Annotated in this window: 8 protein-coding genes; 5 read left to right on the top strand and 3 right to left on the bottom strand. The window is 66.3% G+C overall.

Going from position 1 to position 13,511, the window contains the following annotated elements; translation table 11 throughout:
• The first annotated feature begins 97 nt into the window (after window positions 1-97).
• Entirely contained in the window at window positions 98-1,519 is a 1,422-nt protein-coding gene (locus LZC95_19030) for a hypothetical protein (GenBank protein ID WXA98903.1), read from the top strand.
• A gap of 2 nt (window positions 1,520-1,521) precedes the next feature.
• Here the strand turns inward: LZC95_19030 and LZC95_19025 are convergent, their stop codons facing one another.
• From LZC95_19025 to LZC95_19015, 3 genes are all read right to left on the bottom strand, one after another.
• Complete coding sequence (locus tag LZC95_19025; protein WXA98902.1) at window positions 1,522-3,363, bottom strand: protein kinase; 1,842 nt, start codon at window positions 3,361-3,363, stop codon at window positions 1,522-1,524.
• A 227-nt stretch (window positions 3,364-3,590) separates the two neighbouring features.
• The gene (gene cadA, locus LZC95_19020) at window positions 3,591-5,750 is read right to left on the bottom strand and encodes a cadmium-translocating P-type ATPase (protein ID WXA98901.1); all 2,160 of its coding nucleotides are present in this window, start codon (window positions 5,748-5,750) and stop codon (window positions 3,591-3,593) included.
• A 22-nt stretch (window positions 5,751-5,772) separates the two neighbouring features.
• Window positions 5,773-6,363, bottom strand: coding sequence for a sigma-70 family RNA polymerase sigma factor (locus LZC95_19015; protein ID WXA98900.1), 591 nt, complete (start codon window positions 6,361-6,363; stop codon window positions 5,773-5,775).
• Window positions 6,364-6,425: 62 nt separating this feature from the next.
• Here LZC95_19015 and LZC95_19010 point away from each other — a divergent pair, with 62 nt between their 5' ends.
• The 4 genes from LZC95_19010 (at window position 6,426) to LZC95_18995 (ending at window position 13,475) form a co-directional block, all read left to right on the top strand.
• A complete protein-coding gene (locus tag LZC95_19010; GenBank protein WXA98899.1) occupies window positions 6,426-6,845 on the top strand; it encodes a hypothetical protein in 420 nt (139 codons plus the stop codon).
• A gap of 68 nt (window positions 6,846-6,913) precedes the next feature.
• Window positions 6,914-8,389, top strand: coding sequence for a TolC family protein (locus LZC95_19005; protein ID WXA98898.1), 1,476 nt, complete (start codon window positions 6,914-6,916; stop codon window positions 8,387-8,389).
• The gene (locus tag LZC95_19000; GenBank protein ID WXA98897.1) at window positions 8,386-9,672 is read left to right on the top strand and encodes a copper oxidase; all 1,287 of its coding nucleotides are present in this window, start codon (window positions 8,386-8,388) and stop codon (window positions 9,670-9,672) included. Before LZC95_19005 ends, LZC95_19000 begins: the two co-directional genes overlap by 4 nt.
• Window positions 9,669-13,475: a protein kinase gene (locus LZC95_18995; protein ID WXA98896.1), complete on the top strand. Its 3,807-nt coding sequence runs from the start codon at window positions 9,669-9,671 to the stop codon at window positions 13,473-13,475. The genes LZC95_19000 and LZC95_18995 overlap by 4 nt, the downstream gene beginning before the upstream one ends.
• The last annotated feature ends 36 nt before the right edge of the window (window positions 13,476-13,511 follow it).

The following is a 13,511-nucleotide window of genomic DNA, read 5'->3' as shown; positions in this document are numbered from 1 at the left end:
TCCAATTCGAAAAGACGAACGAGCCGACACTTGGCCATGTAATGGTATTCTTGATTACCAACCCAATCCGGCCATCAACCAGGGTAGAAAAATCGAAATGCAGAACAGCGCACGATTGCCGAGCGACGTCGTTCCGCTCGTGGGTTCCCGGGCTGCCGTGGAGTTTCCCCGTCTCGCCGCGGAGTTGGAAGGCCACTCCGAGCCCCCAGCCGCGTGGCGACTCAATGAATTTCTCTCATTCATGTTCGTCGTTCCCACGAACGCGGGCGTCGAACCAGCCCGCACTTTGTCATTCGAAAGCGATCCTCTGGAGACGGCCATTGCGGCCGCCGCCGCCTCGGTACGTCCGGATTTCCAGCGAATTGGGAATGGTACATTCCAAAGCGCCACGAAAGACGGTTTCGATTCCTCGCGCATTTTTCTGACCGATGCGATTTCCAACTTGGCAGTTCGGGGCGAGCCAGTTGCCCTGGTGGCCCACAACGATCTGCTCGTGGTGACCGGCTCCGACGACGTCGACGGGCTGCGCCAGCTGGGCGCGATCGGGTGGAGCACGTTCGATCATCCGAAGCCGACCAGCGCCAGGCCCGTGGTGCTGCAAAATGGCCGCTGGGAGCCGCTGCGGTTGCCCTCCGATCATCCGCTTCATTCGCAATTTGCCACCATGGAGTACCGCGAACTGCACGTGCTCTACGGAAAACAGCGCAAACTCCTGCGCGAGCGCTTCGGCCGTACGGGCTCCCGGATCTCCGTGGCCCCGTACGAAGTGACCACGAACAGCGCCGGCGCGATGATCAGCTATTGCACGTGGACGGGGCTCGTCGACGGTGACGGAATTTCATCCGATCTTCTCCTTCCGGCCATGGCCGACGAAATGCAGCTCGTGCTCGTGAACGACGGCGCGGCGGAGCAACTCGTGGGGCGAACCGACAGGGGCTGCTTCGAGCGGGAGTGCGCCGAGATTCTCGAGGACACGGAATATTGGCCGCCGCTGCGGCGCGTGCGGAAATTTCCGACACCCGAGATGGTCACCGGGTTGGGAGGCATGTGGACCTCCAACGACCCGCCCCCAGAGGAATGGCTTCGCCGGCTGCACCGCGATTTTTTCCAGTTCGACGTCCCGGCCCACGAGCGCGAGGGTGGACTCGAGCAACTCTTGCAGGACGCATTTCCCATTCATTTGGGCTCGCATCAAAATGCGCGCTACGAGCTGACGTACCGCGAATACACCGTCGTCGAAAAAAGTGCATTTCCGGTCATTCACCTGGATCTCATGCTGGTGAGTTACGAGGGAGACCGAATCGATGATGTGATTCAGCAACAGGTTGCCTGGCTGGATCTCGCGCGTGAGGGGCAACTGCCCGGCGCCGTCTCGCTCGATGTGGATTCCGAGAATCTGGTCGCGACCATGCAAGAACGCGTCGATTTGCTTGCGGCGATGGCCTGCCGGCGCTTCGCGGAACTCGCGCCCAAGGTGACGCCGCTCGAGCCGCACGATCTCGTGTACCGCGCGTATTGAATTCAGCGGCGGCGCGCGAACGATGGGATCATGAATCCCAACTTGGGCTCGAGCACCTTGCGCGCCGACTCGGGGTAAACGAGCTGGAATCCCACGAAGCGATCGCTCTCGCTCACCGTGCGCTCGAAAAAGGCTTTTCCGCGCACGGTGCCTGAAAAGGAGAACGAATCGGGGCTCTTCTCGATCGACGTGGGCTGCACCGAGCGGCCGCCCTTGGTGTCTTCCGCGGTGGCCCGGGCGAACACGGTATCGAGGGTCACCTCGGGAGGACGCAAGGTGCCGCCGTGGAGCTTCAACTCGATGTCGCCCTGGCGCATCGATCCGTCGACGAGGGGAGCGTTCTGCAGCTCGCTGGGAATGCAGAGCGCGCCCTCGATGGCGTCGTCCGAATAAGGAACCAGGCCGCTGGGACAGGTCATGGCGCCGGTGGACCCGAGGGCCAGTGGCGATCCATGCGCTCCCCGGCCGGAACCGCGGAACGAGAGGCCGCGGTAGTGGCTCTCCTCGCGCGTCCATTCGGAATAGCCCCACGCGCTGCCCAGGGCCACCACGGCCGCAACCCCGATCCACGGCAGCATGGTCCGCGCGGACGAGGAGGACGGTGCGGGCGCTTCTTCCTCCGGCACGGAGCTCGGGATCGCTTGCACGGTGGGCACCGGACGCTCGAGGCCCGTCCTCTGCCCCATCTGCCCCTGCCCCGACCAGCTCGGAAGCGAGCCGCGACCCGAGCGCCCGCGCTGCGACGACGTGCGCGCCATGGCCACGGGCGTGCGGCCACTCGGCACCGGCGAGATGGGCCCCTCGGTGAGAACATCGCGCGCCGACGGGACCGTTTGGGCCAACGGATCCACCGGCGGCCGCGGCGAGGCGGTCGCCGCTTCACCGTCGTTCAGCGCCGCGGTGAGTGCGTCCCAGAACGCGTTCGCGTGCGCATACCGATCCGTGGGATGCACCGCCAGGGCGCGCGCCAGCACGCGCTCGACGGCGTCGCCTTCGTCGATGCCGAAGGCGCGAAGCGTGGGGCGCTCGTGCAGGTTGCTCGCCATGAGAAAGAGCTCCACCCCTTCCCCTTGCATCGCGGGCTTGCCGAGCACCACCTCGACGAGGATGAGCGCCAGCGCGAACACGTCCGTCCAGGTACCCGTCGCACCGAAGCGGCGATCGAACTGCTCCGGCGCGCCGTAGCGCGGTGTGAAGGCCTGCAGCGAGGCCCCCGTCGCCTCGTGGGCGCGCCGCAGATCGGTCGATTCGGCGATGACCTTGGCGATGCCGAAATCGAGCACCTTGAGGGTGCGCTTGCCATCCACCGTGCAGAGAAACAGATTCGCCGGCTTGATGTCGCGGTGCGCGACACCTTGCGCGTGCGCCGTGCCCAGCGCACGCGCCGCGGGCTCGAGCAGCGCACACGCTTCCGCGAAGGTGCGCGCAAGGCCTTTGCGGCGCTGCAGGTTCAAGTCATCTTCCAGGGTGCGCCCCTCGAGCCATTCGAGCACGAGGTACGGCGTCCACGTGCCATTGGGCGAGGTGGCCACGCCGACGTCGAGCGATCGAACGATGCTCGCGTTGCCGCGCGACAGCCGATAGAGCAGCTTTCCTTCGTCGACGAAGGAGCGCAAGAAGCGGTCGCGATCTTCGCCGGCCATCTTGCGCGGGATCTTGAGGCACTTGATGGCGACCGCTTCATCGAGCCCGGTGTGGCGCCCGCGGTAGACGACGGCAAAGCCTCCCTCGCCCACCAAGGCTTCCACGGCATAACGCCCCTCCAGGACGTGGCCAACCCAATGAAAAGGATCACCGCTGGGAGATGCTTCGGTAGCCGGACAATTCTCGATTTCGCCTGCCATGTCTCACGTGCTCGTCGAGGGCGTGGGCTCGCGCTGACGCGCCCATCATACATGGCCGACGAGCACATTTATGACGTGCCGTCTTCGATGTCCTTCCGTCCGATACGCGCCAGACCGCGCACATCTTCTCGAGGAGTACGTCGACGTCATATGCAATCAGAGGTCGAACCGCCAAGACGCCGAGAGCGCCACGAATTGGAGATTCGTGAGCAAGCGCGAATCGGTCGTTAGATACGCGCCTGGCGCAAACGCAGGGCGTTGGCGATGACCGAAACGGAGCTGAGGGTCATGGCGAGGCTCGCGAGCATCGGTGAGAGCAAGAGGCCGAAGGCCGGATACAGCACACCCGCGGCGATGGGAATGCCGAGCACGTTGTAGAGGAAGGCGAAGAAGAGGTTCTGTCGGATGTTGCGCATGGTCGCTTCGCTGAGGCGCCGCGCTTGGACGATGCCGCGCAGATCGCCACGCACCAAGGTGATGCCTGCGCTCTCCATGGCCACGTCCGTGCCCGTTCCCATGGCGATGCCGACGTTGGCGCGTGCCAGTGCGGGGGCGTCGTTGATGCCGTCACCCGCCATGCCCACGGTGCGACCGCCTTCCTGAAAGCGGCGCACCACGGCTTCTTTTTGCTCCGGAAGCACCTCGGCCTCGACGCGATCGATGCCCACGGCGCGGGCCACCGCCTCGGCGGCCGTCTTGGTGTCGCCCGTCAGCATGACCACGGTGAGGCCTTCCTCGCGCAGCGCGCGCACGGCCTCGCGCGCGGACTCCTTGATGGGATCGGCGATGGCCACGAATCCCGCGAGCTCCTTGCCGATGGCCACGAACACCGTCGTCTCGCCCGCGATCTCCTTGGCGTCGACATCGATGCCCAGCGCGGCCAACAGCGCGCGGTTGCCCACCGCCACCTCGCGACCGTCCACGGTACCGACGACGCCGCGCCCGGTCTTCGATTGAAAGCCCGTCACCTTGGGGATCGCGAGGCCACGCTCGCGGGCCTCGCGCACGATGGCGTCGGCCAGCGGATGCTCGCTCGCGGTCTCCAGCGCCGCCGCCGCCGCGAGCACCGACGCCTCATCGCTCGAAAGGGCCACGACACGGGTCACGCGCGGTTTGCCCTCCGTCAACGTGCCCGTCTTGTCCACCACGACGGTGTCGACCTTGCTGAGCAACTCCAGCGCCTCCGCATTCTTGAACAGGATCCCGGCATGGGCGCCGCGGCCAGTGCCCACCATGATGGACATCGGCGTCGCCAACCCGAGGGCGCACGGGCACGCAATGATCAGCACCGCCACGGCCGCGAGCAGCGCATGCGAAAACCGAGGCTCGGGCCCCACGAACATCCACACGGCGAAGGCCAGCGCCGCTGCCACGATGACCGCCGGCACGAAGTACGCCGCGGTCACATCGGCCACGAGCTGAATCTTCGTGCGGGTGCGCTGGGCCTCGCCCACCATCTGCACGATGCGGGCGAGCAATGTGTCGCGCCCCACGTGCTCGGCCTCGATGACCAAGCTCCCCGTGGTGTTCACGGTACCGCCCACGACCCGATCGCCTGGCCGCTTTTCGACGGGGACCGGCTCGCCGGTGACCATCGATTCATCGACGTTGCTGCTCCCCTCGAGGCACTTGCCATCGACGGGGATCTTCTCCCCCGGCCTGACCCTGAGCCGGTCGCCCACGTGCACGTGCTCCAGCGGCACGTCGTGCTCACCATGCGCCGTGATCTTTCGGGCGGTTTTCGGCGCCAGATCGAGCAAGGCTCGGATGGCTTGGCCGGTGCGGCTGCGGGCGCGAAGCTCCAGCACCTGGCCGAGCAGCACCAGCGCCACGATGACCGACGCGGCCTCGAAATAGACGGGCACCATGCCGTGCATGCGAATCGACTCGGGAAAGGCGCCCGGTACGAGCATCGCGAGCACGCTATAGACGAACGCCGTGCCCGTCCCCAGCCCGATCAAGGTGAACATGTTCGGGCTGCGATGAACCACCGAGGCCCACGCGCGCTGGAAGAAGGGCCAGCCTCCCCAGAGCACCACCGGCGTCGCCAGCGCGAGCTGCACCCACGGAAGCGTCTCGGCCATGCCGAGGACCAGCACCGGCACCGAAAGCGCCGCGGCGACGACGAACCGACGCCGCATGTCGCGCAGCTCCGAGTCGTCCTCGACCGTGGTCGCCTGGACGATCTTCGGCTCCAGGGCCATTCCGCACTTCGGGCACGAGCCCGGCCCGATCTGCACCACCTCGGGATGCATGGGGCACGTGTATTCTACATCGGATCCGGCGGACGCGGCCGGGGTGGCCGGCTTCGCGGGGATCGCGACGGGCGCGGCGTGGGCCGCCTTGCCGTGGCAGCACGGCTTCTTGATGGGCTCGGAGTGATCCATGGTCATGCCCCTGCAGACGCAGTCAGGTCCCAGCTCTTACAGTCTTTTTTTCTGTCTTGTGGCAGCTGCAGTCGAGGCAGCCGTGCTCCGCGCACGCCCCGCAGGTGACGCGCAGCCGCTGGCCCAAGGCCTGCCGGGCACGATGGAGGCGAACGGCGGCGTTTCCCGCGCTTATTCCATCGGCGTGCGCCAGGTCGGCGACCGTCCCCCCGCCGAGGTCAACCGTGCGAATGGCGCTTTCGTATTCCGGTTTCAGCGTCTGCACGAGGCCGGACATGCAAGTACATATTTCGCCGCGCTCGCGCTCGTCGGGTTCGTTCGCCTCCGCGAGCACTTGCCACTCGCGTGAAAGCTCCGATTGAACGCGCTCGGTGGCCGCATGCCGCCGGTGTCGATCGATGATGGCATTGCGAAGCAGCCGATAGAACCATGCGACCACGGACTCGTCATCGCGCACGGCCGCGATCTTTTCGACGCCGCGCACGAACGCCTCTTGGAGGATCTCCTCGGCCATCTCCCGCGAACCTACCCGCCGTTCGACGAACGCGAGAAGGCGCGCCCGCTCCTGGAGCAAAACGCGAAGACGTTCGTCCGAATTGTCGACTTCAGACATGTGCGAAGATCTAGCACGTTGCGCGAAGCGAACCTGCTCACTACAGTGCAGGCGTGGTCATCGTGAAGCGAGGTATGCATGCATTGGCGATGTTGCTCGCCTGCGCCCTCGTGCTCGCGATGGTCCGCGCCGGCGAAACGTATTTCGCCTGCATGCGGATGGGTACCGTCGCCGAGCACGCGTGCTGCGGGTCCGGCGCCAAGAAAGCCAAGAGCGAGTCGCCGCGCCACTCACAGTACGCACAGTGCAAATCCAAAGCCCTCAGCTGTTGCGAGCCGCTCGCCGGCGAAGGGTTGCGCATGGTGAACGCCGCCCCGGCGCCCCATATCGAAACGGCGCCGCTTCTCGGCATCGTGCCGCCCGCCCCCGTCGTGCCTTGCGAACCCGCCGGAAATGCGCTTCTTGGCGCTTCGGCCGTGGCCCGTGCGGGCCCATCGCCACGCCCGCCCACGCCCTCGTTCCTCAGCGTTTACCTGATCTGATCGCGCGCGCCGCTGCCTTTGCAGTCGTCGCCCGAATCCATTTTAGGTTTTTACGCTAGAGGTTTTCCATGTTTCGGCTCTCACCAAGGACGTGGGCCTATCTTGCCCTATTTCCGAATCTCGTTGCCTGCGCATCGACTTCGGCGAAGCCCGCCTTCAACGAAGTATCGTCGGTCATCGAACAGCGCACCGGCGGGCGGCGGCTCCATTGGAACAATGGCACCGTCGAGGATGGCCAGGTCGCCAAGGCCATCGGACGCATGCTCGAGCACGAGCTGACCGAGGATGCGGCCGTGCAGATTGCGCTGCTCAACAATCGAAAGCTCCTGGGCGTGTACGAGGAGTTGGGCATCGCCCAGGCCGACGTCGTGCAGGCTGGCCTGCTCCAGAACCCCGTCATCAGCGGCAGCGTGAGGCTCGGCGATCGCCAGGGTCCCCTTCCCACCGAGACCCTGGGGATCACGCAGGACTTCCTCGGACTGCTCACCATGCCGCTGCGCAAGAAGATCGCGAACCGCAAATTGGACGCGGCCAAGGCGCGCGTGGGTGATGCTGTGCTGGAAACCGCACGCATGGCCCGAGTGGCGTACGTGCACGCGCAGTCCGCGGAGCAGATGGTGGCCATGCGGCGCACCATCGCCGACGCCGCCGAGGCCAGCATCGAGCTCGCGCGCGCCCAGCACCAGGCGGGCAACCTCAACGATCTCGATCTGGCCAACCAAGAGGGACAATACGAGGCGGTGCGCCTGGAGCTCACGCGCGCCGAAACCGAGGCCATCGAGGCGCGCGAGGAGCTCAATCGCGTGCTGGGCCTGTGGGGGCGCCAAATCAGTTGGCGCATCTCGGGTCGCATGGCGGAGATCCCGACCGCCGAGCCGCCGCTCGACGATCTCGAGACGGTGGCCATCGACCAGCGGCTGGACCTCAAGGCGGCGAAGTCCGAGAGCTCCGCGCTCGAGAAGGCGCTGACCTTGGCCAAGGACTTTCGCTTTCTCGGCGGCATCGAGGGCGGACTCACGGCGGACCGCCATGGTGGCGAGGGCGGAGGTTGGGACTTCGAGCCGGGCGGCGCCATCGAGCTGCCCATCTTCGATCAGCGGCAGGCGGTCATCGCGCGGCTCGAGGCCGAGTACAAGCAGAGTCGATTCCACGTGAGCGAGATCGCCGTGGACATTCGCTCCGAGGTGCGCGCCGTACGGGCCCGTCTCACGTTGAATCGCAACGTCGTCGAACGCTACCGAACCACCCTCGTTCCCTTGAACGAGCGCATCGTCACGCTCGCGCAGGAGCAGTACGACGCCATGCTCATTGGCGTTTTCCAGCTTTTGCAAGCGAAGCAAAACGAGATCAACGCCTACAGCGCCTTCATCGAGGCGGTGCGCGCCTATTGGGTCGCCCGCGCGGATCTGGAACGCGCCGTCGGGGGTCGCCTTCCTGCAGCCCCCACGTCACCGGCCAAGCCGCAACCCGCGCAACCTCCTCAGCCTTCGCAACCTTCTCAGCCTTCTCAGCCCTCCCATCAACATCACCACGGTGCCTCATGATCACCCGACGCGACATGCTCTCCCGCGCTGCTCTGCTCGGCGGCGCCGCTCTCCTCGAAGCCACGGCGGACGCCAAAGACGCCAACGCGCAATCGGCGCCGACTCCGACGCCGCCATCTTCGCCTTCTTACACCAGCGTGGTGACACCAAATGGGTCCACCCTCCCCTGGACCATGGACGGGAACGTGAAGGTGTTCCAACTCGTGGCCGAAGAAGTGAAGCGCGAGTTCGCACCCGGCATGGTGGTCAATTGCTGGGGCTACAACGGGCAAACCCCGGGACCGACCATCGAGATGGTCGAAGGCGATCGCGTCCGCTTCTATGTCACCAACAAGTTGCCCGAGCGCACGAGTGTGCACTGGCACGGCATCATTTTGCCCTGCGGAATGGATGGCGTCGCTGGACTCGTGCAGCCGCACATCGAGCCGGGCGAGACCTACGTCTACGAGTTCACCGTGCGCAAGCCGGGGACGTTCATGTACCACCCGCACTCCGACGAGATGGTGCAGATGGCCCTCGGCATGATGGGCTTTTTCATCGTCCACCCCCGCGTGCGCGAGCGAATCGACCGAGATTTTGCCATTATGCTCATGGAATGGGCCATACCACCCGGTACGGCGCGGCCGAACCCGGTGATCATGACGGATTTCAACATCTTCACCTTCAACAGCCGCGTGTGGCCCGGCACCGCCCCGTTGATCGTGAAGAAAAACGACCGTGTGCGCATCCGACTGGGAAATCTCAGCATGGATAACCACCCGATTCACATCCACGGCCACAATTTCGAAGTGACGGGGACCGACGGCGGCCGCATCCGGGAGAGCGCACGCTGGCCGGAGACCACGGTGGACGTCCCCGTGGGCACCACCCGGGACATCGAGTTCACCGCCGACAATCCGGGCGATTGGGCCTTTCACTGCCACAAAACGCACCACACCATGAACGCGATGAGCCACGACGTGCCCAATTTGATCGGCGTCAAGCAAGGGAGCGTCGAACAGCGGGTCCGCAAGATCCTCCCCGGCTACATGGCCATGGGGGAAAAGGGCATGGGCAACATGATGGAGATGGGCCGTCCAAAGAACACGCTCCCCATGATGGCGGGGGAAGGTCCGTTCGGACCCGTCGAGATGGGTGGAATGTTCACCATCATCAAGATCCGAGAGGGTTTAACCAACTACGACGCCGATCCCGGCTGGTACCGCCACCCCGCCGGAACCGTCGCCCACAAAGTTTCCGGACCGCCGCCCAAGAATCCTGGAGGACCACCCTCTCCTAAATGAGATCTTCCGAGTACACTGTCCGTGTGCGCGCGCTCGGGGCGGCCCAGCTATTTGCCGACAGATTCGCCATCGAGCACGAAGCGGGTGTCGGCAACATGGGTGTTGTCTATCGCGCGACCGATCGCATCACGTCGGCGCGCGTGGCGCTCAAGGTGCTCCACCCGCATCGCGCCCCCGAAATCGGGCGGTTCGTCTCGGAACTGAGTGTGCTCGCGGCGATCCGCCACCCGGCGATCATCGCCTACCTTTCGCACGGCATCACCATCGACGACGAGCGCTTCCTCGTCACGGAGTGGGTCGATGGCGAGACCCTCGCCGCCCGCCTCGCGCGCGAGCCGCTCTCGGTGGTGAGCGCACTGGCGCTGGGCCATCGCATCGCCGATGGCCTCGCGGCCTTGCATGCCGCGGGTGTCGTCCACGGCGACCTGAAGCCGTCCAACGTCTTTCTGCCCCGCACCACCGACGGTACGGGTGCACGCCTGGCGAAGCTCATCGACTTCGGCCTACCCCATCCTTTCGCGCGGGCGGGATCGTCCGAGCGCGGGCTGGAGCTGGACATCGGCGCCGACTTGGTTTCCCTCGGCACCGTCATTTTGCAGTCGCTCACCACGGAGGCTCCGCTCACACCGCGGACGCGGGAGCCTCGTTGGCTGCGCGCGTTCTGCCCGGATGCGCCGCTGGAGCTGGAAGAGTTGCTCGACGCGCTGCTGACGAAGAACGACGCCGATCGCCCCGGCACAGCCGCCGAGATGCGCGAGACGCTGGCGCAGATCCTCGCCACCGTCTCGAAGAACGGCGATCATGAGTCGGAGCTCGGTGTGTCGTTGCCGAAGACGCTTTCGTCGGCGCCGAGCATGCTGCCGCGCAACCTGCGCACCCGCTTCCACGGCGACGCCTTCACCGATGTCGACGAGAAAGGGCCCCCGGTCGCGCCGTCGCCCGCGATGGCGGAGGAAGGAAGGAGCCGCGAGGAGGTCAGGCGCCCCGAGGAAGCAAGCCCCGAGATGACCGTGCCATCGCGGCCCGCGTACGATTCGGACCGCGGTCTGCACTCGGGCATGACCTTCGCGGGCCGCTACTTGCTCGAGGCCCGCGTGGGCGTCGGAGGCATGGGCGAGCTCTTTCGCGCCTTCGATACGCGGCTGCGGCGCACCGTCGCGCTGAAGGTCTTGCACCGCGATCGCGCGCTGCACGCGCCCACGGAGTCGTCCGCGCGCATCCTGCGTGAAGCACGGGCCGCGGCGGCGCTCAGCCACGCCAATGTGGTGGCCATCCACGACGTGGGCGAGCACGAGGGCGTGCCGTTCATCGCCATGGAATACGTCGAGGGCCAATCCCTGCGCGCCTTCGTCGGTTCCACCTACCCGCCCTTCGAGACGCGACTCGGCTGGATGATCGACGTGGCGCGCGCGCTGGCGGCGGCGCACGAAAAGGGTCTCGTCCATCGCGACATCAAACCGGACAACGTGATGATCCGCGAAGACGGCACGGTGAAGGTGCTGGACTTCGGCATTGCCCGTTACAAAGAGGGACTGCCCGATATTCAATCGCGGCCCCTCGATGGCACCGAGTTGGAATCGGGCGACTTGTCCGTCGCCGCGACGAACACGCGCGTGGTGGGCACGCCGGGCTACATGGCGCCGGAGCAAACGCGCGGCGATCGCATCGACGGCCGGGCGGACCAATTTTCCTGGGGCGTGGTCGCGTTCGAGGTCGTCAGCGGCAGCCTTCCCTGGCCCCTGAAGCGCGGCGGCTTGAGCATCGCGGCGGCCGCCCTTTCCGAGCAGGCGAAGCCACTGGGCAGCGCAGTGCCCGCGCGCGTGGCCCAAGTCATCCATCGCACCCTCTCGAAGGCCGCCGGCGATCGCTACCCCTCGATGCGCGACGTCGTCTCCGCACTGGGCGCGTCGCCGGACATTTCGGTGAACATCCCGGCCGCACGCATCAGCGTAGCCAAACTGGTCATTGCCTCGTCGGACTCTTCACGCGACATCAGCCCGCTGCTGCCGGACACGAAGACGGATACCAGCGAGGACGGTGACGAGGTGGCACCGGAATCGCGCTCGTGGCTTTCGGGCCGGCGCTCCACCATCCTCGTCGCGGTCCTGTTCACGTTGATGATCGCCACCGTCTTCGGCGGCCGGGCTGTCTGGCGCAGCAAAGACCCCGCCGCCGCCGCATCATCCCGCGCATTGGCGCACACGCCGGCGACGGAGGGGACCGCCATCGTGGCCCTTCCGGCATCGCCGAAGTGCACCGCTGCGGCGACGGCGCATTACCGCGACGGCCTTTCCGCCTTGCGCGAGGCCAACTGGGAGCTGGCTTACACCGCGTTCACCCAAGCGGTGCAGGCCGATCCTTCGTGCCCCGAGGCGCAACTGCGGCGGGTGATGACCGGCACGTGGTACGAGCCCATCGTCAAACAGCGCGAGCAATTCCGCCGGGCCGCCGAGCTGCGCGACGCCTTGAGCGAACGCGATCGCGTGCTGTTCGATTCGCTGTTGCCGTTGGTCATCTTGGATCCACCGGATCGCGAGGTGTCGGGGCGCGTGGTCGATGCGGGGCTCACACGCTTCCCGCGCGATGCCGAGCTTCTCCTGTGGGCGGCCACCGTGCGCATGAATTTGCCCCTCGACGTGCCCGCGCTCGAGCGTGCGTTGGAACTGGCAACGCGCGCGACGGACATCGATCCGAAGTACGCCGACGGGTGGCAGTTCCAAGGCCGCGTGCTCGCGCGCCTTGGGCGCCTCGATGACGAGCTCTCTGCGCTCGACGCGTGCCTGCGCACCTCGCCCGGCGCGTCCGATTGCATGCACGATCGCGTGCTCATCCAGCGATGGCGCGGTCACTGCTCGGAAATCGCCTCCGAGGCGCGCCGTTGGATCGCGCGCTCGCCGACGAGCAGCTCGGCGTATTGGCAATTGGCCTTGGCGCTCGCCGAAGAAGGGGCGCCCGACGAGACCATCGAGGAAGCCGTCCGCCAGCAACTCGCGCATCAGCCGGAAGAGCACCAAGAGGCCAGGTGGTTGCACGCCATGGCCCGCCTCGCCGTCTACCGCGGAGACTTCGCCAAGGCCGAGCGACTCGCCACGCAGCTCGCCAAGCTGACCACGACCGATCCCGCGCTGCCCTGGCATGTGCGGCCCGCGTCGCTCCTGGTGTCCACCGCCGAGGAGACCGGGCATCTGGCGAAGGCCAGCGCCATCGCGGAGCCCTTCATGCGGCTCCACGCGGTGTGGACCGTGGGCGATCCCACACCGGAGCTCATGTCCTACGAGCCGCAGATGCTGGCCGTGCTTCTGCGAAACGGCCGCCTCTCGTCCGACGAGTGGCGCACGCGCACGCACCTTTGGCAGGAGCGCGTGGGGACGCGACTGGGCAAACTCGATTCGTGGGGCTTCATCTGGGGTCCCGTCGCCGACGTGCGGGAGCTCGCCGTCGAGGGATGGAGCCAGGCGCCGAACATGACCGAGCGCATGCCCACGTTCATCGGGTTCAACACGTTCGACCTGCGCACGGCCGAGATCCAACGCGGGCGCCTGGCGCTGGCCGTGGGCGAGTACGCGCGGGCGGTGGAAATTCTGGACCCGGCCTCGAAGAGCTGCCTCAGCTTCGAGCAACCCTTCGTCAACACACACGCTCACCTTTGGCTAGGTGAAGCCAAGGAACGCACCGGCGACAAAGCCGGGGCCTGCGAGGCCTACCGCTTCGTTCTGCAGCGATGGGGCGCGGCAAAACCCGCGTCGAAGAGCGCCGAAGAAGCGCGCAAGCGGGCGCGCGCCCTCGCCTGCGCGATTCCGTAGTCCCTCTCGTCGAGCTTCGCTGAGCCGTCGCGGAGG

The sequence above is a fragment of the Sorangiineae bacterium MSr12523 genome (assembly GCA_037157775.1).
Lineage (GTDB): Bacteria > Myxococcota_A > Polyangia > Polyangiales > Polyangiaceae > Pendulispora > Pendulispora brunnea.
This window is presented reverse-complemented; position numbering and strand designations above follow the sequence as displayed.